Source organism: Thermoleptolyngbya sp. C42_A2020_037, assembly GCF_015272455.1.
Taxonomy (GTDB): domain Bacteria; phylum Cyanobacteriota; class Cyanobacteriia; order Elainellales; family Elainellaceae; genus Thermoleptolyngbya.
The window spans coordinates 1-20,124 of sequence record NZ_JACYLP010000029.1; the positions used below are offsets into that span (position 1 = coordinate 1).

At 57.2% G+C, this 20,124-nt stretch carries 13 protein-coding genes and 2 pseudogenes; 9 read left to right on the top strand and 6 right to left on the bottom strand.

The window, feature by feature from the left end:
- Positions 1-56: 56 nt before the first annotated feature.
- A pseudogene (locus tag IGS16_RS09025) lies at positions 57-430 on the bottom strand (ISKra4 family transposase); the annotation flags it as partial.
- 89 nt (positions 431-519) lie between these two features.
- On the opposite strand from IGS16_RS09025, the gene IGS16_RS09030 reads away from it, so the two are divergent.
- The 8 genes and pseudogenes from IGS16_RS09030 to IGS16_RS09065 all read left to right on the top strand — a co-directional run bounded on the left by IGS16_RS09030 (position 520) and on the right by IGS16_RS09065 (position 6,335).
- The gene (locus tag IGS16_RS09030; protein ID WP_297085052.1) at positions 520-768 is read left to right on the top strand and encodes a hypothetical protein; all 249 of its coding nucleotides are present in this window, start codon (positions 520-522) and stop codon (positions 766-768) included.
- Positions 769-911: 143 nt separating this feature from the next.
- Complete coding sequence (locus IGS16_RS09035) at positions 912-1,244, top strand: nucleotidyltransferase family protein (RefSeq protein ID WP_297085053.1); 333 nt, start codon at positions 912-914, stop codon at positions 1,242-1,244.
- Positions 1,216-1,548: pseudogene (locus IGS16_RS09040) on the top strand (DUF86 domain-containing protein); the annotation flags it as partial. The gene IGS16_RS09035 and the pseudogene IGS16_RS09040, both read left to right, overlap by 29 nt.
- A 303-nt stretch (positions 1,549-1,851) precedes the next feature.
- Positions 1,852-2,451: a Uma2 family endonuclease gene (locus IGS16_RS09045; protein WP_297085055.1), complete on the top strand. Its 600-nt coding sequence runs from the start codon at positions 1,852-1,854 to the stop codon at positions 2,449-2,451.
- Positions 2,448-2,603, top strand: a complete 156-nt coding sequence (locus IGS16_RS09050) for a hypothetical protein (protein ID WP_297085056.1) — start codon at positions 2,448-2,450, stop codon at positions 2,601-2,603. The genes IGS16_RS09045 and IGS16_RS09050 overlap by 4 nt, the downstream gene beginning before the upstream one ends.
- Positions 2,600-3,748 carry a cysteine desulfurase family protein gene (locus tag IGS16_RS09055; RefSeq protein ID WP_297085057.1) on the top strand — a complete coding sequence of 383 codons (1,149 nt, stop codon included), beginning with the start codon at positions 2,600-2,602 and terminating at the stop codon, positions 3,746-3,748. Before IGS16_RS09050 ends, IGS16_RS09055 begins: the two co-directional genes overlap by 4 nt.
- A 407-nt stretch (positions 3,749-4,155) precedes the next feature.
- Positions 4,156-5,589, top strand: a complete 1,434-nt coding sequence (locus IGS16_RS09060) for a HAMP domain-containing sensor histidine kinase (RefSeq protein WP_297085058.1) — start codon at positions 4,156-4,158, stop codon at positions 5,587-5,589.
- 71 nt (positions 5,590-5,660) lie between these two features.
- A complete protein-coding gene (locus IGS16_RS09065) occupies positions 5,661-6,335 on the top strand; it encodes a response regulator transcription factor (RefSeq protein WP_297085093.1) in 675 nt (224 codons plus the stop codon).
- Between the two features lie 6 nt (positions 6,336-6,341).
- Here the strand turns inward: IGS16_RS09065 and IGS16_RS09070 are convergent, their stop codons facing one another.
- The 5 genes from IGS16_RS09070 to IGS16_RS09090 all read right to left on the bottom strand — a co-directional run bounded on the left by IGS16_RS09070 (position 6,342) and on the right by IGS16_RS09090 (position 15,082).
- Positions 6,342-6,629 carry a type II toxin-antitoxin system RelE/ParE family toxin gene (locus IGS16_RS09070; RefSeq protein WP_297085059.1) on the bottom strand — a complete coding sequence of 96 codons (288 nt, stop codon included), beginning with the start codon at positions 6,627-6,629 and terminating at the stop codon, positions 6,342-6,344.
- 3 nt (positions 6,630-6,632) lie between these two features.
- Entirely contained in the window at positions 6,633-6,986 is a 354-nt protein-coding gene (locus IGS16_RS09075) for a type II toxin-antitoxin system prevent-host-death family antitoxin (RefSeq protein WP_068512486.1), read from the bottom strand.
- A gap of 109 nt (positions 6,987-7,095) precedes the next feature.
- Positions 7,096-9,726 (bottom strand): alpha-glucan family phosphorylase, encoded by a 2,631-nt coding sequence (gene glgP / locus IGS16_RS09080; RefSeq protein ID WP_297085060.1) that lies wholly within the window; start codon positions 9,724-9,726, stop codon positions 7,096-7,098.
- Between the two features lie 370 nt (positions 9,727-10,096).
- Positions 10,097-12,559: an Ig-like domain-containing protein gene (locus IGS16_RS09085; RefSeq protein WP_297085061.1), complete on the bottom strand. Its 2,463-nt coding sequence runs from the start codon at positions 12,557-12,559 to the stop codon at positions 10,097-10,099.
- A 612-nt stretch (positions 12,560-13,171) separates the two neighbouring features.
- Entirely contained in the window at positions 13,172-15,082 is a 1,911-nt protein-coding gene (locus tag IGS16_RS09090) for a SpoIID/LytB domain-containing protein (RefSeq protein ID WP_297085062.1), read from the bottom strand.
- Between the two features lie 998 nt (positions 15,083-16,080).
- Between IGS16_RS09090 and IGS16_RS09095 the strand changes: the two genes are divergently transcribed.
- Positions 16,081-20,061: a hypothetical protein gene (locus IGS16_RS09095; protein WP_297085063.1), complete on the top strand. Its 3,981-nt coding sequence runs from the start codon at positions 16,081-16,083 to the stop codon at positions 20,059-20,061.
- Positions 20,062-20,124: the final 63 nt, after the last annotated feature.

Here is a 20,124-nt window from a genome sequence, read left to right on the forward strand (position 1 = left end):
GCTTCCCTCCTGGCTTTCATCTCAGCCTGCCACCGTTTTGTCAGTCAAGCAGCCTTTATCCCAGTCAACACTTCAATGTCTTCTGCCGCCCGCTCATACGATTCATTGGCACTCACCAACAAACAACACCGCTCCAGGTAAGGACTCCATCGTGTGTACGCTTTCACCTCCAGAATTTGAGCTTGTTTCTCACTCACTTGCAGTTGTCCAAGGATGCTCTCGATGCGACGCTTTCGTCCACTTGTCGTGCCGCTACTTGTTGCAATAAAAAATCCCCGATCTCTGGGCTGACATGTTCGAGCAGATGTCCTCGCACTGCCGCCTCAATCCCTGCCAACGTTTTCACTTGCTCTGGGTCAGTTTCCTCGTATAGCAGAGCGGCAAGGGCACGAGCATGGGCTTGGATTTGGGCTTTTTTCTCAGCGTCCATGACAGGTATCGGGTAAAAGTACAATACTCAAAGTTTATCGCTATCGCCAAAGTCTAGAACTAAGCACTTTTACTCATCGCAAAAGTGGGATGCACTCCATTAAGATCCCCTGTCCTCCTTATTCTCTCATCGTAACCTTCCAAGTCCTGCGTTATCCCTTTGAAAAATTCGAGCGGCGTAAGTTTGTGCGGCGACTTAAGGAACTGACGCTGCTCAAGTTTGAGCCTGCGTTGTGGAAACGCCTGACGGCAGAAGACAAAGAAGCGCTGAGGGCGATCGCCCAGACTGCCCTGATAGAATACTATCAACGATTAGAACTCGGCTCGACCAAGCCCTAGCGCCATGACCACCGACCGCCTGCTGCAACTGCCTCCTCTGGAAAGTGGCGATCTCCATCTTCCGCTAGTGGCGCGAAGTAGAGGATGCCTATCACAGTAATAGAAAACTGGCCAGAGTACACGCTGGCAAGGAAACAGGTGAGATGACGATTCAGGCGATCGAGCTACCAATGGAGAAGATTGCAGAGTTCTGCCGCAAATGGCAGGTGACCGAATTTGCCCTCTTCGGTTCTGTTTTGCGGGATGACTTTCGCCCCGATAGCGATGTCGATGTGATGGTGCAATTTCACCCAGCGGCTCACCCAACTTTCCTTACCTTGGATCTGATGCAAGCAGAACTTCAAACCATCTTTCATCGAGACGTTGACTTGATTACCCGTCAAGGAATTGAAGCCAGTCGTAATTATCTACGCCGTCACGAGATTCTTTCCTCAGCCCAGGTGATTTATGCAGCGGGATCTTCAATTTCTGCTTGATATGCTGCAATCCGCAGAATTGATCCTGACCTACATGGCTCAATGTTCCAAGGATGAGTTTGTTGCAAATGTACAGCTTCAGGATTCAGTTATTCGGCGGCTGTTGGTCATTGCCGAAGCGGCGAGGCGCATTTCAGTGTTTATCGTGCAGGATTGCGACCTGCCCCCCTTAACCCGGATTGGGCAAGTCCTGCGGCTATTGGCCGATGCTCCTTACCCCGTTGAGGCGATCGTCTATACCTCTGAAGATCTGGCGCGCTGCCAAGATTGGCCCTTCATTCGTCAACTTTTGGCTGAGGGCATTACAACTTCACTAAACCGAGCGTTGGTGTCTTCAAGCTTCCAACGTTTGAGCTTGTCCAGTCCTGGAGGCGAAGCATTAGAAGCATGATTAGATGCTGTGAGCAATGTCGCCATTGACAAGCCTGACTAGTTCTAGTCAGACCGTATCAAACGCGTCAGGACCATGCAATGACTCAGGAACTGGCTGTGCGATCGCTGTTCGCTGTAGTGCGATCGCGGCACTGGTCTACTGAAGGCTGAAACCACCCTGATAGAATACGATCAACGCCTGGAAGCCGATTAAACTTGAGGGTCGCCCGCCGTCATGATCACCGCTGCTCAACTGCCCCACCTCACCCCCGACGACTACCTCCAGCTTGAAGCTCGCAGCCCCGTCAAGCATGAATACATCAACGGGCAAATCGTGGCGATGGCTGGAGCCAGTGATGCCCATGTGACGATCGCCCTTAACGTCGCAGCCTTACTCCGCTCCCACCTGCGGGGAACCGGATGCCGCGTCTACATCTCAGACATGAAAGTCCGCCTCGATGCCTGCAATTGTTTCTACTATCCCGATGTCTTCGTCACCTGCGACCCGCGCGACCAGGAAACATCGATCTACAAGCGCTTTCCCTGTCTAATTGTGGAAGTCCTGTCTGACTCCACCGAAGCGTTCGACCGGGGCGACAAATTTATCCACTGTCAAACCCTCAACAGCTTGCAGGAATACGTTTTGATTAACACGCGTCAGCAACGAGTCGAAACCTTCCGCCGTAACTCATCAGGTCTGTGGGTTCTGCAACCCTACACCGCCGACCAGCCCACCCTGCAACTGACCAGCATCGACTGGAGCGGCACCCTCGCCGACCTCTACGAAGAGGTCACCCTGGAAACCCAGTCCCCTCCTGCCCCACCAACCTCATGACCTCAGAACGACTCCTGCAATTACATCCACTAGAGAGTGGCGATCGCCCCCTGTCCAACGATCTCGCCACTGTCCTCGCGGTGTTGCAGCAAGGTACTGCGACGCCAGTGCATCGGGCGTTTGTCGCATCGCTCCAGCCCACCCTCCCGTGATTTACCTCGACTATCACGCCACTACACCCGTTGACCCGCGCGTTGCCGATCGCGTCTATCACTTCATGACGCAAGAGTTTGGCAATGCCAGTAGTGTGGATCACGAGTGGGGCGATCGTGCTGAAGCTGCGGTCAAGCAAGCGGCCAAACAGGTTGCAGACCTGATCGGAGCTTCACCGAGGGAAATCGTTTGGACATCCGGTGCGACCGAGAGCATCAATCTCGCAATTCAGGGAAGCCTAACCCCTAACCCAACGAAACCTCATCGAATCGGCTTAATGCCAATTGAACACAAAGCTGTCCTTGACACCTGTCGTGCTTTGGAGAAGCGAGGTTGGGCTGAATTAGTTTATCTTCAAGTAGATTCCAAAGGCAGGCTTGACCTGGAACATTTGGAGCAAGTCTGCTCTGCGGGGCTTTCTCTGCTCTGCGTTATGGCCGCGAACAACGAGATTGGCAACATCTACCCGATTCAGAAGATTGGGCAGATTGCTCAACACTACGGCATTTCTTTTCTTTGTGATGGCTCTCAGGCAGTCGGCAAAATTCCCATTCAATTTGAAGCGTGGGGCATCACCTACCTAGCAATCTCTGCCCACAAGCTCTATGGTCCCAAAGGGGTTGGGGCACTGGTCGTTCGCAAGGGCTGCCACCTGGAACCACTGATATTGGGGGGTGGTCATCAGCAAGGAATGCGATCGGGCACCCTCAATGTGCCAGGAATTGTCGGGTTAGGGGAGGCGTGTCGGTTGCGATCGCTGGAGATGGAAGAAGATGAGCGGGCGATCGCCATGAAGCGCGATCGACTTCAAGATCTGCTCCTAGAGAAGATCCCTAACCTAGTCATTAATGGAGATCCAGAGCATCGACTGGCAGGAAATCTTCACATTTCAATTCCTGGTATTCCCAATAGTGCTGTCATCGCTAGAGTTCGTTCTAAATTAGCGGTATCAACTGGATCAGCTTGTTCTTCCGGGGTGGAAGAACCTTCCCATGTGCTACGTGCAATGAAGCTACAAGACAAAGTGATTGATGGGGCACTTCGTATTGGGATTGGTAAGTTTAGTCAGGATAAGGAGATTTACACAGCAGCAGACTTCTTAATAGAAGCCTATGAAATGACCCGTCAAGCTTTGTATGCTTAGGACTAATTCAATCTGTAATTCAATCTGTTAAGCTCTTTTGACGGTCGAAGAATATTTAGAGCCAGCTTTGTTGGAGATATTTCGGCTGAAGATCAGCCAGACCTAGTTGCAGTCCCTAAAAAACCGAACTTTGATTAGATCAAAAACGCTGCCTGACCTTCAAATTCTGACCATGCACCCTTGCTACAGCGTTTTTGAAGCTAGTGAGGCACACGGATGGTCAATAAGCCCTTGCCTCGTGAGGGCAGCATGTGCCTCACCCCGCAAGAAAATGCTGCATTGCTCAGCGAGTTCGTTCCTTCTGCTCAGGAAAAACTCATTTCTGGTTTCGGGCATCCAGTTAAATTGGAAACATTCCGAAGATAGCCGCTGGGCTTGCGATGTACCCGCTATATTTGCCAAAACCCATGTTCTCCCCGGCTGACGGAGCCAATTCTCAACGCCCGCTGCGATTGTCTCTGCAAATGAGGCTGACGCTGGGGGCGATCGCCGCAATTTGGGGCGGGCTTGGGTTGGGGATGCTGTGGATGTCCTGGCGGACGGAGCGAATGTTTTTGGCAGATCACCGGGCCAAGCTGTCGGCCGTGGTGCAGCAGATGCCCGATCAGGAAGTGGCGATCGCCCACGGATCTGCCTCCCAGAGCGACTTGCAGGACATGGTCAATCGACTGTCGTCGGCCAGTACGTGGCTGTGGATTCGAGATAACAACGGCGACATCTTGGCCCGCTCCAACAATCTCCAGGTTTCTGAAGATCAGGACGCGCTGCTGGATCTGTCGGAAACGACCTCTACGCCCAAAATCCTGCGGCTACATGGGCAGTTCATCATTTGGTGTACCTATCCGCTACAGCATGACGGGCAGATGATTGGGCAGCTCTATGTCGCCAAAGACGTGACCCGCGACTACAGCATGTTGCAGTCGGTCAACCGCGACCTGATGATGGGCACGGGCATGGGCGTGGTGACGATGAGCGGGCTGGCGGCCTGGCTAATTTGGCGATCGCTCTCGCCCCTGCGACAGGCAAACCAGATCGCCGAAGCCTACAGCGCTGGCAGCACCAACATCTCTCGCCTCGACCCAAAGCAGGTGCCCGTCGAAGTGCAAGAGTTAGTTCACACCTGCAACCGACTGGTCGATCGCCTGTCGCAAACCGCCGAACAGCAGCGCCAGTTTACCAACGACGTGTCGCACGAACTCCGCACACCGCTGAGTCTGGTTTACGGCTATTTGCAAAGCACCCTCCGCCGCAGCCCCAACCTCACCGAGGCGCAGCAGGAGATGCTGTCGATGGCGGTTTCCGAAACCGAGCGCACGATTGAGCTACTCCAGGGATTGCTAGAACTCGCCCGCACTGATAGCAGCGCGGTGCTGTTTAACCTGGAACCCGTGGCGATTGGCGACGTGGTAAACGACGTGATCCGCATGACGGAACAGTTCAAGCAGCGATCGCTGAAGCTGGAAGCGCCCAGCCAGCCAATCGTTGCCCGGGCCGACCGCGAACACCTGCTGCGCGTCCTGGTCCACCTGATCGACAACGCGATTCAGTATTCCGAACCCCACCAGCCCATCAGCCTCAGCCTGAGCCGCAAAGCGCCCTGGGCGATGATTCAGGTGCGCGATCGCGGCTGTGGCATCTCCAAGGAAGACCAGGCGCGAATTTTTGAATCTTTTTATCGTGTCGATGCCTCCCGCAGTCGGGCCACCGGCGGCGTGGGGCTGGGGCTGGCGATCGCCAAGTCCCTGGTCGAAGGGATGGGCGGACAGATCGGTGTCGAATCAACCCCCGGTGTAGGCAGTGTGTTTACTGTAAAGCTGCCGCTTTTGGAGCAACAGGGTTGAACGCTTTGTAGACTTCTGGATTGCCAACCCAAAATCTCAAATCCAAAATCCAAAATCGCTAGAATCTCCCGATCATGTCTACTATCCTCTTAGTTGAAGACGAAGAAAAACTGGCTCGCTTCATTCAGCTAGAACTGGGCTGCGAGGGCTATCAGGTAAACGTCGCCCACGACGGCTTGAGCGGGCTGACGCTGGCGCGAGAAACGCCGCCCGATCTGGCAATTTTGGACTGGATGCTGCCGGGGATGACGGGGGTAGAGCTATGCCGCCGCCTGCGCTCGACGGGCAGCAAGATTCCGGTGATTTTGCTGACGGCGAAGGACGAAATTGGCGATCGCGTCACGGGTCTGGATGCCGGAGCCGATGATTACGTCGTCAAGCCGTTCAGCATTGAGGAGCTGCTGGCCCGTGTCCGCGCCCATCTACGCCGCACCCAGGAACCCGACCCCGACGCGCTGGAGTTTGCCGACCTGACGCTGAATCGCCGCACCCGTGAGGTGTTCCGCAATGGTCGCCCGATCGAACTCACCGCCAAAGAGTTTGACCTGCTGGAGCATCTCATGCGCCGACCCAAACAGGTGATCACGCGCGATCGCATTTTGGAAGAAGTGTGGGGCTACGACTTCATGGGCGATTCCAACATCATCGAGGTCTACATCCGCTATCTGCGCCTGAAGCTCGAAGACCAGGGCGACAAACGGCTGATCCAAACTGTGCGCGGCGTGGGCTATGTGCTGCGGGATTAAGACGCGCTAAAGCGTGGTGTCTACATCTCTAGATTGATGCAGGATTCGGACGATTTCCAACCCTTTTTCGGTGCTTCGATAGAACACAACGTAGGGCTTGATGGGAAAGCTCCGCAAATTGGGCAGCAGTTCGTCACGGCTTCGCCCCATCGCTGGAAACTGCGCCAGCATCGGCAACCGATCGAGGATCTTTGCGAGCATCAGATCTGCCCCAACTGGATCTCGGTTGGCGGTGTAAACCCAAATGTCTTCTAAATCCTGCTCTGCCTTGCGCGACAGCCTGTAGCGGTTCATGCGTCATCCATCGCTGCGAGCCTGTTTGAGGCGGCGCTCTCCCCTCGCTCGAATTGTTTCTCTCAGCAAGGGCAAAGAAGCGTCGTCATAGTCTGAAGCTTCATCCTGGTCAAGTTGGGCTGTTCCAAGCGCAAGGTCGCGCTGAAGCAGTTCTAGCTTGATTTGCTGCAATTCTGCCTCAGCCAATCGCAGCCGATCGACCATTTCTTGAAATGCTTTAGCATCCTGCACGACGACCTCTGCTTTGCCGTTGACCGTCAGCACGAGCGGAGAATTTGTCTGGCGAATGCGCTCTACAAACTCTTTAGCATTGCGCTTGAAGTCCGTCAGCGAATAGATATTGCTTACATTAATCACGGTTTCTGCACTGAATTTGAACCTGATTCAATGCTAATGCATTCGGTGATCGTTCCAAGAGCTAAGGATTAGCCCTATCACTCTATGACTCTCCTGGTCTTTTGCCAAACTACGCCCAAAGCACCAATCCCGGCTGATAGGGGCTGCTGAGGTTTTCGTGCTTGGGCAAGATGCGGAGCGAAAGTCCCTGAAAGCCGCTGTTGCGATAGGCGATCGCCCGCCGATACACACTCGTTTCAGGATTCTCGGAATCGGCCCCAGCATAATCCATCACCACAGGCTGCCCGTTGGCAATCTCGCCGTTTTCATCCACTGCGCCTAGGTACAGTTCCACCTGCACATCGTCAGAAGTCAATTTGCCCAGTCGGATATAGGCGGTGACGAGAATTTCCTGCTCCACCTGGACGTTTCCATCTGAAGACACATCTACCCGATCAACCTTTATGTCGTACCAGTGTTCAAACAGGTGGTGATGCCAGCGGGCCAGGTCTTTGGCGGGGGCATAGTCGTTGGAAATCATGGCACGAGCGCGATCGCTCGCCGGAAAATAGGCCCGCTCTGCATATTCCGCCACCATTCGCGCCGTGTTGAACGTCGGCAAATTCAGCCGAATCGCGTCCTTCATCTTGGCAATCCAGCCGTGGGGAACGTCGTTTTCGTCGCGGTCATAGAACAGCGGCACGATCTCCTGCTCCAGCAGGTCGTAGAGATCATTTGCTTCTACCTCGTCCTGTTCCTCCGGATCGTCATAGTCTTCGCCATGTCCGATTGCCCAGCCTGTGCGAACGTAGTCTGCTTCATCCCACCAACCATCCAGCACGCTGAGATTGGGCAGTCCGTTCATCGCCGCCTTCATGCCGCTGGTTCCCGACGCTTCGCGGGGGCGGCGCGGCGTATTCAGCCAGATGTCGCAGCCCGCCACCATCATCCGCGAAACGTGAATATCGTAGTTGGGAATGAACACGATGTGGTGGCGAATGTCGGCCTCGCGAGTAAAGTGGACAATTTGGCGGATGAGTTCTTTCCCAGGATTGTCTTTGGGGTGGGCTTTGCCCGCAATGATGAACTGCACCGGATGGTTGGACTTGAAGCGATCGCCCAGCCCCAGCATAATCCGCTTGATCCGCTCCACATCCCGCATAAACAGCGTCGCCCGCTTGTAGGTGGCAAAGCGCCGCGCAAAGCCAATGGTCAACACTTTGGGGTCTAGCACGTCCTGCGTCTGGCTGAGTTCGATGAGGGAACCGCCGCGATCGCGCAAACTTTGCTGCAACCGCTCTCTCACAAACAGCACCAGTTCCGATCGACAGCGCTCGTGGTTTCGCCAAAACTCTTCATCAGGAATGCTGCTCACCCGCTCCCACAAGGGATCGCTGGCAGGGGCCATGTTCCAGCTTGGGCCGAGGTAGCGATCGTAGAGATCTTGGGTAGACTTGGCCACGCAACTGCGGGCATGAACCCCGTTGGTAATCGAGGTAATCGGCACTTCTGCCAACGGCAGCGCCGGCCACAGCGTGGCAAACATCGACCGCGATACCTCGCCGTGTAATTTACTCACGCCGTTGACAAATGAGGCCATCTTGAGCGCCAAAATCGCCATACTAAAGGGAGCCGCCAGATCGCCCGGATTGTCGCGTCCCAGCGAGAGAAACTGCTCCCGCGCCAGCCCAAACTTTTCGGCATAGTGCCCCAGGTAGTAAATGATTTTGTCAGGGGGAAATAGATCAATACCAGCGGGCACGGGCGTATGGGTTGTGAAGACTTGGCTGGCTTGGGCCACTTTTTCGGCTTCTTCGTAGGTCAGCCCGTCTTCTTCAATCATCAGGCGAATTCGCTCCAGCGCCAAAAACGCCGAGTGGCCCTCGTTCATGTGATATGCAGTGGGTCTGAGACCAAGCGCCCGCAGCATCCGCACGCCGCCAATGCCCAGCATGATTTCCTGGTGAATTCGCAGGTCGATATCGCCGCCGTAGAGTTCATCGGTAATGTCCTGGTCGTACTGATTATTTGGCTCGATATTCGTATCCAGCAGGTAAAGGGGAACCGTGCCTACCTGCACGCGCCAGATGCGGGCATAGACCTGGCGGCCAGGATAGTCTACTGTGATGCGGATCTCGGAGCCGTCGGGGTGGCGCTCTAGGTGCAGAGGCATGTTGTAAAAGTCGTTGATGGGGTAGCGCTCCTGCTGCCAGCCGTCGGCGTTGAGGTATTGGGCAAAGTAGCCTTCTTGATAAAGCAGACCCACGCCCACCAGCGGCAAACCCAGGTCGCTGGCGGATTTCAAATGGTCGCCCGCTAGCACGCCCAAGCCGCCGGAGTAGATCGGCAGGCACGAAGTCAGCCCAAATTCTGCCGAAAAGTAGGCGTAGCAGTCGGTTAGCCCAGCGTCGGGGGCGATCGCCTGGGGCGTTTTGCCGTTGGGCGTGGCAGATTTGGGCGATCGCCGCTTGCGAAACCAGCTCGGCTGCCGCAGATAGTCATCCAACTGCCGCTCCACGCGCTCCATCTGCGCCAAAAATCCCTCGTCTTCGGCCACCTCCCGCAGTCGTGCTTGGCTAATCGTACCCAGCATCAGCACGGGGTTGTGTTTGCTGGTTTCCCACAGATCCCGATCTAGTCGCCGAAACAGGTCGGTGGCTTCATAATTCCAGTCCCAGTGGAGGTTATAGGCAATGCGCCGCAGCGGTTCGAGCAAGGGCGGCAGGGCAGGGGTGACGTTGAAGGTGCGGATGGGTTTCATAGAGGGAAGAACGAAGAGGGAAGAGAAAAGAACGAAGAACGAAGAGGGAAGAACGAAGAATATGGAGGGAAGGGGGGGAATTCTTCTGAGGGGAAATGGTGAGGGGCTGGGGATGAGATTGCTGGGAGCTTTGGAGCTGATGGACTAGTAATCCAGAATCGAAAATCCACAATCGAGAATCGATCTGACTCCTGTATTGTGTCCTGAGCAGATTCTAAGGATGCGGGGCTTAATACTTTTTCTCTACTGCATTGCGTTGCGTTACAAATAGGCAAAAAATAAGCAAAAAAAGAGCGACCAGCGGCCGCTCCTCAGGAGAACTCTGAGCTAGAAAACAGGAGTTAGAAAACAAAAGACTGCATCGATGTTGCTAGATAACGAAGTTAACGGAGGTGACGCTGCTGACCTGGGTGTTGTTCAGGTTGGCGATCGCCACGAAGTTGGTTCCTGCGCCGCTGCCGTCTGCATCGACAAAAATGCGCGTCGCTGTGCCCACTTGCGACAGCTTGACGTAGGCGCTGAGCCGCTGGAACGGCGTGCCCCCTGCTAAAAAGGCGGGCTGCTGAAAGATGCCGCGCAGGTCGATGACATCGGTCGTCTTGAAATCGGCAATCGTGTCAATGCCTTCGGCCAGGCTATTGAACACGAACATATTCTTGCCGCCGCCGCCGATCAGCACGTCGTTGCCTGCGCCACCGATCAAGATATCGTTGCCTGCCTGCCCCCGCAGCGTGTCATCGCCCGCGCCGCCGACGAGTTGGTCATTGCCGCCGCCGCCGCGCAGGTCATCGTTGCCGCTGCCTCCATCCACCAAGTCACTGCCGCCGCGAGCAATCACGCGGTCGTTGCCGCTCCGCGCAATAATCCGATCATTTCGATTGGTTCCCCGCAGGGTTTCCGCTCGGTTGGTGCCTCGGACAACGTTGGGGCGACGGCCCAGCGAAAACACTAGGGGTGTTCCCAGTTGCCCACTGGGCGCTGTCGGCACAGGTAGCAGTTCCTCGTTTCCTGGCCCCACATCGTCTGCGGTCATTTCCCAGGTGTCGAAGGCAGCGGCAGCGAGCGCATTGCCAGCCAGATCGGTAATGTCGCTGACGCTTAGTGTCAGGGTATAGGTGCCGGTGCGGCTGGTCAGCCGATTTAGGTTCCCCAGCGTAAAGGTGCGGTTGTCGGCCGTTGACAGCGTAGCGGTACTCAAATCCAGAGCAGTACCGCTGCGGGTCAGTTGCAAGTCGCTCAGGTCAAAGTTTCTGACGGCTTCGCTGAATTGAATTGTGATTGTGCCCAGCGCTGTTGTCCGGGGATCAGGTGCAACATCCACAATGTCTACTGTCGGGGCAACCCGATCAATCGTGAAGGCAGCCGTGCCATTGACCCCAGCTACCAGCGCTAAATTCTCCGAATCCCTGATCGAATCGTCATTCAGCACGTTTAGGCGAATTGTGCCATTGCCGGTGCCCGTGTTGACCACTACCGTAAACTTGCCGTCTGTGCCCGTGACGCTGGCCACGGTTGCCCCAGTCAGCCCGGTGGTCGTCAGGCTGAAGTCGGTGACATCAACCCCGGTCACGGGTTCGCTGAAGATGACCGAAAAGCTGACGGTTGGGGCATTGGTGGCTTCGGGGCCGACGCGGGAAATGGCGAATACGCGGGGAGCCTGGCCTGGCAACTCTGCCGACAGAATCACGCCAAAGAAATTGTCGTTGTTGGCGGGCGAGTTGTTGTCGCTGCTGGCGCTGTTGCCTTGGGCAAAGAGGCGATCGCCCGTCACCGTGGGCAGGCGGGTCGGCATTCCCAGATTGTTGCCGTTGCTATTGGTCAACGAGTTGAGCGCAAAAATCGCGCCGCCCAAGCCCTGACCATCGCCGCCTGCGCCCGCACCACCCTGAGCGCTGTTATTGATGAAGCGCGTGTCGGTCATCGTCAGAGAACCCGTGCGGATGAAGATGGCACCACCCATGCCCGCGCCGCCGCCGCCGCCGTTGCTATTGCCATTGCCGCCGCCAAAGCCGCCCTCGCTCGACAGCGTTAGGGTCGTTCCGCCGCCGCCGCCGCCAAAGCCGCCCTTGCCGCCCTGACTACCGTTGGGGTTGGTCGCGCCAGAGCCGCCGCCCGCGCCAAAGCCGCCATCGCCGCCGTTGCCGCCAAAGCTGCCGCCACCGCCGCCACCGCCGCCTGCGCCAAAGCCGCCGCTTGCGCCAGAGCCGCCGCCGCCGTCTGTGCCTGCGCTGTTGCCGCCCACGCCGCCAATGCCTGCGCTATTCAGCAGCCCGCCGGAACCGCCCGCGCCGCCCGTGCCGTTGGCATTGCCAGGGCTGCCGTCGCCGCCAAAGCCGCCACCACCGCCTGCGGCCCCAGAGGGGTGGGCTACCCCGCCATTGCCGCCCATGCCGCCGCCGCCTTGGCCCAGTCCAGCCAGCCCTTGTCCGCCAACGGCAACGTTTTCGCTGAGGGTGACATTGCTCAGGGTGACATTGCCATCGTAGATAAACAGGGCACCGCCCATGCCGCCGCCGCCGCCCGAACCGTCGCCCCCTTCGGCCCGACCCAGGGTTAGCGTCAGGTTTTCAAAGGTGACGTTGCCGCTTTCGATAAAGAAGAGTCGGACATCTCCGTCGTCATTGATACCGTTGCTGTTGGCATCGCCGCTGATGCTGAAGGTGTTGCCAGTGCTGCTGCGAATTGTCAGGTTGACGGATTCCCGGATGAAGGGCAGCGCATTGGTCAGGACAATATTACTGGTAATTTCAATAACATCTGCTTCGGCGTTTGTATTTGCCGAATTAATAGCGTTGACTAGCTCTTGGAACGTCGCAACCGAAAAAGTAGCCATAACTGCTTCTCGTAAATCTGTAAAACTTCAGCGGGTCGTGAATGTCGAAGCGCCAGACAGTGGCCTTAGAGAGTGACTGCCAGCTCCGGCCTAGACGCGAAATTGACGTTTACGCACGCCAAACAGGCCCCGCCCTGTGACGACCGCAACTCCCAAGAGAGTCCGTGCCCTCCCACAAAACGACGCTAAGCGTGACTTCCTATACAAATACCTGAGGGCGATCGCCCCTTGCAAAGGAAATCTAGTAAGTTTTACGGAGCCTTTAAGTTAAGAGAATCTACGTAAGGCTTAAAAAAACTTTTCTCAGGATTTTTCCGGATACTTCAAAACGTCGAAAGGAATCAAGCTAATTGACTTACAGAATTAAGACCTTTTTAGCTGCCAAAACCGGTTAAATGCTCTTCTAGAAGCCCTCTTGAGCTTTTCAACGATTTCGTCTCATACGAGGGCAGCAGATGGCTTGCGGGGATATACGCAGGTGAACACGACAGTAAATGCCGCACAGTCTTGCTCAACAGTCAGCACAGCACGCCGATGGCTAGTATAAAAAACAACTCCTATCCTGCTCCCTCTGCGAACACATCCCAACAGTGTTCCAGGGTTGTTCCAGCGTTAGTTCGACGGGTCGCGCCAGAAGACAATGTTTTCGTTGAGCGTGACCAATTGAGCGCCGGGGTAGTAGAAACTGAGGATGCGGGCGGCTGACCAGCCCAGTCGTCCCAATCGATAGGACCCTGTCTGGCTCATGCCAACGGCGTGGCCCAGTCCCCCACCAACGAAGGCATAGCCCTTGAGTACCGTCATCGTCGGCACGCGGTTTTGCGCTTCTAGCGAATCGCCTGTCGCTTCCTCGGCGGGCTTTGCAGCTTTGATAGGCGATGGCTCGGCGGGGTCGGGTTCGGCCGCAATGGGGGATGGCTTAGACACCGAAGGGGCTAGATTGACCTCAGCACCCGCCTCTCCGTCCTCTGGTGCGGCTGAGCTAGGCGCGTTTTGGGGAATGGGCACCTGGGCGTAGACGGGTTCCAGGTAGAACAGGGTACTAGTGGGGGCATAGAGCGCCCGGAGAATCTCGTCTTTTTCCAGGGTGATCGGACCGCGATCGCTCTGGATGAGCAGCTTTTGCACTCGACCGGCGGGCGATCGCTCCACCACCTGCACCGACTCCACCCGCGTCAGGTTGGCAAAGGGATGGCGCTGGCTCTGCAAATAGCGGCGTAGCCCTTCGGCAATGTTTTCCAGAGTGCTTTCCTTGCGCCAGCGGAAGCTGTCCCAGCCTGCTTCATTAAAGCCCTGCCGCAGGTTTAGAAACGCTCGCAGATTCATCTCGTCCGACAGGGGGCGATTGGCCAAATCCCACACGCCTTCTACGGAGTCCACCACGGCCCTCAGGTAGGGACGGTTTTGCCCGTTCCACACGTCAGCAAAAGGAGCCGTGATGCCGCCCGTGGTGGAGGAATAGAGCGCGTCGATTAGCTCGTTGCGATAGGTTAGCACCTGCCCCCGCGTGGCGGCGATCGCCCGATCCGCCGATTCCACCGCGCCCGTCAGCCCCTTATAAACCTGGCACTGAGTATCGGCACAAAGCTCGTAGCCGTCGATGGCAAATCGCCGCAGGTTTCGCAGGGCATAGGTACGCGCCAAAATCGCCTGGGCCTGGACTGCGGTGGGCGGCGCAGACGGCCCAATTTCGTGGGGCACGACCCCGCGCAGGTAGGTTTCCGTGGGGACGTAGTTGACGAGGGTATAGTTGCCGTAGGCGTTGGGCTGGAGGCGCAGACTGCCACCGTAGAGCCGACGGTTTGGCACATTGGCATTGCGAGCCGCGTTGGGGGGCAGTTCGCCTTCGGTGACGAACACGCGGCTGTAGGAAGAGAGAATTTCCACCTCATCGCGCATCAGGCGGTTGCCCTCCACCTCCAGCACGGCGCGGGGCACCTGCCGCTGCACCTGGCGATCGATAAAGGCGGTGCGCGCGCCCTGAGCTTGCAAATTTTTCAGCAACAGCCGACGCACCAGTGGCGTTTCGTAGGTGTCGCGCTTGGCCCACACCTGCCACTGGCGCGGCTGGGCCAGCTCGACCTCGATGCCGCGCGATCGCCACTGGTTGGCTTGGTCTTCTGCGCTCTCAAAGCTGCGGTGGTTGCCCAACACCACTTTTTCCACCACCTTTGGCTCTGGCAGCGGCTCCATCACCACACCCACCCTCACCGGGGCAGCAGTGGTCACGGTCTGGTCTTGCCCCTCGTCGGTTTTGAAGCGGAGCGAGAGGCGATCGCCCTCAGCGGGTTGCAGCGTCAGCACGTCCTGTGGTTCGTCGCCAAAGCGCTGCACGATGCCGATTTTCAGCACGGGGTTGGGCGGGGGCGCAGTTTGAGCCAAAGCGCGATCGCCCATGCCCAGCCAACAGACCGCCGCAATGGCTGCGCCCGTCAGCCCCGACAGCCCAAAGGCAGGGCGCTGAGTGGAGACATCCGGGCTTGCGGGGGCTTTATCCCGGTTCACAAAGCTGCTACGTCCCATTGTTCCAAGTGATATAAGGGGGCTGCCCATGCTTGCTCTTGATTTGTTCTGCGTTTGACCGACTGACCTGTTTTCTCAGTTTGTTTTCTCAGTTTGTTTTCTCAGTTTGTCTTCTCAGCTTGCTTTGTCTTTGTCAGCTTGCTTTATCAAATTGCTTTATCAAAGAACCCATCGACCGCGCTAACCGTTCAAGACGAGAGAAATACGGAATCTTGAACCGCACCCAGTACAAATTATGAAGCGCGATATGCCGATCGGCAACGGTTGTGGCTAGCCAGGATATGCCAGGTCAATGTGCTAGGTGCGCTATGACCCTGCGCTATCTTAACGTGAAACTCAAAATCTTAACGTGAAACTCAAAGTCCGTCCCTCTCAAGAGAGAGTAAGCTACGACAAATCTTTCAAAACGCCCGTCTCTTCAGAAGAACGCCGATCTAGACTAGAAGAGCGATCGCCCATAAACCGTGGTTCTAATGACGCAATTACACACTAAAATTTGGGCACGCTCTACCGTGCTGGATGTGCCTCACCCCAGGAGCCTCGCATTCACGTCTTACACTCAAGCCCTGAAATTCAAGTCTTGAGCAAGTGTTTAACCCAAACTGTAGCTCCAAAACGTTGATTTTTCTTGCAGCATGGGAAGAATGGCAGCGTTTTTGGGGAATCCTATAGCGATATAAGCGATATAGACGTACTTGAGTAGGCGTACTTGGATCGATGGACTTGGGGATATCAATGGACTTGGTCTCTGCGTAGCGACTACTTACGTCAGCCAATTGCTAGCGGCGAGCGTTACATGGGCGAACCGTTAAGCTAACCCTTAGTCAATCCAAAAGTCGATCCAGAAGGTCAATCCAGTCCGCAACGGCAGGCGTGATAGCTAAACCCACTCTAGGCAAACCTACTCTAAACAAACCCAGTCCAGGCAAATCTTTAACCCATCCACCTGTCAGCTTCGGCAACTCCAGGCCGCTTCCTTCGTTCCCCTCAAGACAACCGTGACGTATCAACCGGCGCAACTTCAGGACTTAATTCGGGCGATCGACGAGGTGCTGGGCAAATCCAGCCCCCGGCTGCCTTGGGTAATGAGCGGCGAGGCAGACCAACAGCGCCGCGTCTTGGAGGAAACCCGACGCTATCTGGCCCAAATGCAGCAGCAGGGAACCCCCGCAGTGGGGAGCGCCCTCTCCCACGACCCAATGAATCAGGGCTATGCGGTGCCCTTGTCGCCGACCTCGCCTGCGGAATCGGCCCAACAGGTGCTGCAAGCCATGCTGCAAGAGATAACCTACTTGCGGACGACGGTGATGCAGCCGTTGCGGAATGACCTGGAAGTGCTGTATCGTCAGCGCGATCGCCTCCTGCAAGAAATTCACGAGCTAGAATCTCAGCGCCAACAGGCCGTGCTGACGGATGCCACACCGCCGCCTGCGGCCACGCTGCCCGCCGCCGACCAGCAGCGCCTCATCTCCGAGTTTTTGCAAACGCTGATGGGCCGGTTGCAGGCAGATTTGTCAGGGCAGGTCGCCCAAATGCTGACGGAGATCGAGGCCCAGGCTGCGGGTGCTGGTGCCAGCGTTGCAGAGCCACATCGCCCCTCTACTGCATCAGAAACAGCCGACCCGGCTGTGTCCCTATCTGCAACTGAGGTGCCCGCCCTCACGCCCGCCGAGCGCCTCCAGCAAATTCAGCGCATCCAGGCTCAGTCTGACCAACTGCTGCTGAAGCTAGATAACAGCCTGCGCGTCATCTTCGAGTCGCTCCAGAGCAACATCGAAACCTATCAGGAATCGCTCAGCCTGGGGCTGGACAAGATGAATACCCTGGGGCAGCAGGGCGAGTCCATCTTTGCGGCAATGGTGAACCGCCTAGCCGAACAGCTTAGCCGAGAAGCCTCCCACTATCTCCAGGCATCGATTCAAGATGCCGAATGGCAGCCTGCTACTAGCCTGCCCCAGTCGTCGGCCCGCCCGCCCGCCCCAGAGCCAACGACAGAGCCAGCGACGGAACAGTGGCCACCCGCCTCGCTGGAAACCACCGCTTCCTCTGCCCGCCCGCAGTCCGACAGCCTCGACCCAATCGACCAACTCCTCAGCGAACTGGAAGACGAACTGACGGTATTTCAGGTGCCGGAACCTGTTTCGGATGAAGACTTGACCGTATTCCAGGTGCCAGAATCCGATTTGGATGAGGAACTGACGGTATTCCAGGTTCCGGAACCCAGCCCGGAATCTGGTGCGGCTGACCGTGTGGCCCCCGAAAGCGGGTCAGACCCAATGTCCGCCGATACCCGCCCGATGGGTTCCACTGCCTATCCGGGACTGCTGGACGAAATTGATGATCTGGAAGCCTTGGAACTGCTGACTCAGGAGCTAGAGCGGCTGGAACTGGCATCGGTGCCGGAACTGCCAGAACTGGAGGACGACGCGGAGTTTGCATCGCTAGATGATGGCGACGAAGACCTGACGATGTTCCAGATTGACGAGTCGGCGATGACGGATTTCCCGGCGGATAAGCCACTGGGCGATCCGCGCACGGTCTTGCAGGTCGATGCCGAAGAGGCTGAAGAGGATGCCGAAGAGGCTGAAGCGATAGAAGAAGCTAAAGAAGCCCCCGCCAGCCTAGGCTTGTCAATTGAAGATCTGGACTCGGCGCTAGATCTACTGGGGCAAATTAGTACCCAACTGGATGTCGAGCTAGAGCAGGCAGGCTCCACCGACGCACCCGATAGCGCCGACCTGACGACGGGATTTGGGCTGGATGCTGACTCCGTTAGCGGTACAGACTCCTATGACGAACTGGATGCGTTTTACGAGAGCCTGTTTGGCATAGACGCGGCTGGGGCCACCGGAGAGACGGCAGACACGGCAGATGATGAGCCAGTCGATCAACACCTGTCGGATGCGGAACAGCGATCGCTCGTTCAGCCCGCCCCCGATCTGACGGACGTAGCAGAATCCGGTTCGGTGAATGAGTCTGATGAGTCTAATCTGTCTGGTCTGACTGATCTGAGCGATACGCCCCCCATTGATGCTGAGTTGGGCAGCCTGGAAAGCCTGGATCAGGCTCTGTTTGGCGGACAGGCAGACCCAGCCAGCGATGCAGCCGATGCGACCGATGCGGCGATCGCCAGCCCCAGCGTTGATGAACTGGTGGATTTGTTGAGCGAGTTCATGAATGTCCCTGCTGGGGAAGCCCGTGCTGGAGAACTAGCAGAGCCAGCCGAGCCGACGGCGCAAACCGAGTCCTCTGCCTTTCAGCCACCTCACTCCACAGAGCGATCGCCCGAAGCAGTCGAGCATCTGCTGTTTGGGGAATCTCCGGAACCGCCTCCCGCCGAGGAGCCGGACGGTGGACTGTCTTCGCCCCAGCCCAACAAGCCGGAGGTGATCCGTTCCCTCAACGACCTGCTGCAACTGATGGCGGCAGAATCCGCAGAAGAGTCGGCGGTGGGGCTGCCAGCGAATGGACTGGCGACCGATGCCGAAGATCGCTACGAGCCTGCAAATCCGGGCGAAGACCTGTTGGGCGGCGACGATGTGCTGTCCAGTCCCCGTCCCGATGTACAGGTGACCCAGACCACGCTGGAGCAGTTGGCGGCTGATTTATCAGATCTGGAGGGGCTGGCGGCGGATGCCTTTAGCACCGACTTGGCTGCCCTCAGTTCGTCCGCAGCAGCGCCCGCCACAGACGTATCTGAAACGAACTCTGAAACGGACTCTGAAACGAGCAGTAGCTTTACAGATTCGCTGGCAGATTGGGGGCAATTCCCGCAGGAATCGTTGCGCGAATCGCCCGATCCGTTCCCCGCTGCGGGTTCGGCTGCCGAACTGACCGACGAGGGCCAATCCTACTGGCAGGGCGGTTCTTTCGCTCAGAATGCCCCAACGGAAGAGGATCTGTTTATCTCCAGCCTGTTTCCTGTCGAAGATGGATCGGACGACGAGATGACGCTGCTGCTGGACGGGCCGCCGGGACTCTCCACCCCCCTGCCCGAAAAAGCGATCGCTCCTCTGACCACACCAGAATCGCTGGCGGATTGGGTCAACGCGCTGGATGAAACCGAACTGCCGCCCGACCGAGAAGACCTGAGCCTGAGCGACTTTCAGGCGGTGATGCAAACGGAGCCTATACCGTCGGACGGGATGGGGGCGATCGCCAATGTGCAAACACCCCTCCACCCAGCGGATCAGTCGTCCCTGGTGGAGGAGTCATTAGAGGACTCTTTCGCCGACGATTTTTCGGATGACTTCTCTGGCGATTTCTCCAGTGATTTTTCCGGCGATCTGCTTGCCGATGACCTATTCTCTAGCCTAGAAGGTTCTAGCGCAGGCAGTACCGCTGTATCTCCCGCAGAAGCGCCCGCAGAAACGCCCGCAGACACGCCTGCCGAGAACTTTGGGTTAGATTCCGCTAGCCTCGACGATTTTTCGGCGGATTTTGCTGTGCCTGCCTCGCCTGCGCCGTCCCAGGGCGTTCCTGCGAACTCCCCCGACCTCGCTCCCCCTCCGGCAATTCCCAGCAGCCTTGAAGACCTGTTTGCAGAAGTGCCGCCTGCCCCGCAGCCCAGTCCGCGCCAACCCAGCGTCCCCGCACCCAGCGACTCCCTCCCGGATAGCATCCTGGAAAATCTATCGCTATCGGTGCCTGCGCCGCCGCCGGGTGAGGCAGCGTTTACGCTGAGCGGCTTGGAGAGCCTGTTTGAAGATTTGCCGTCGGTGGGCGAGGTAACTCCTGTGCCGCCGCCGGGGTCGCCCAGCACCAACCTAACCGCAGCCGATTTGACCAGTTTGTTTGATGACGCAGAACCCGCCCCTGCGGCTGACTTGGGGAATCCAGTGAATCCGGTGGATGAGGCGCAGCCTGCGGATTCGCCCGATTCCTCCAGCGAGGCAAAAAAAAAATCCTCTAATCCGCCCAACCCCCGCGAACCCAGAGGCTTCGGACGGCTCCAGCCCAACACCCGCCGTCCCCAGTAACGTTGAGCCAGCTTGGGAGTCGTCGCTCGCCGCTGAAGGCAATTCGGGCCCGAACCCAGGTTT

What these genes read in the sequence shown, in the direction of transcription:
- IGS16_RS09030 (WP_297085052.1), top strand. Translation starts at nt 520, where the DNA reads ATGCACTCCATTAAGATCCCCTGTCCTCCTTATTCTCTCATCGTAACC.
- IGS16_RS09035 (WP_297085053.1), top strand. Translation starts at nt 912, where the DNA reads ATGACGATTCAGGCGATCGAGCTACCAATGGAGAAGATTGCAGAGTTC.
- IGS16_RS09045 (WP_297085055.1), top strand. Translation starts at nt 1,852, where the DNA reads ATGATCACCGCTGCTCAACTGCCCCACCTCACCCCCGACGACTACCTC.
- IGS16_RS09050 (WP_297085056.1), top strand. Translation starts at nt 2,448, where the DNA reads ATGACCTCAGAACGACTCCTGCAATTACATCCACTAGAGAGTGGCGAT.
- IGS16_RS09060 (WP_297085058.1), top strand. Translation starts at nt 4,156, where the DNA reads ATGTTCTCCCCGGCTGACGGAGCCAATTCTCAACGCCCGCTGCGATTG.
- IGS16_RS09070 (WP_297085059.1), bottom strand. Translation starts at nt 6,629, where the DNA reads ATGAACCGCTACAGGCTGTCGCGCAAGGCAGAGCAGGATTTAGAAGAC.
- glgP (WP_297085060.1), bottom strand. Translation starts at nt 9,726, where the DNA reads ATGAAACCCATCCGCACCTTCAACGTCACCCCTGCCCTGCCGCCCTTG.
- IGS16_RS09085 (WP_297085061.1), bottom strand. Translation starts at nt 12,559, where the DNA reads ATGGCTACTTTTTCGGTTGCGACGTTCCAAGAGCTAGTCAACGCTATT.
- IGS16_RS09090 (WP_297085062.1), bottom strand. Translation starts at nt 15,082, where the DNA reads ATGGGACGTAGCAGCTTTGTGAACCGGGATAAAGCCCCCGCAAGCCCG.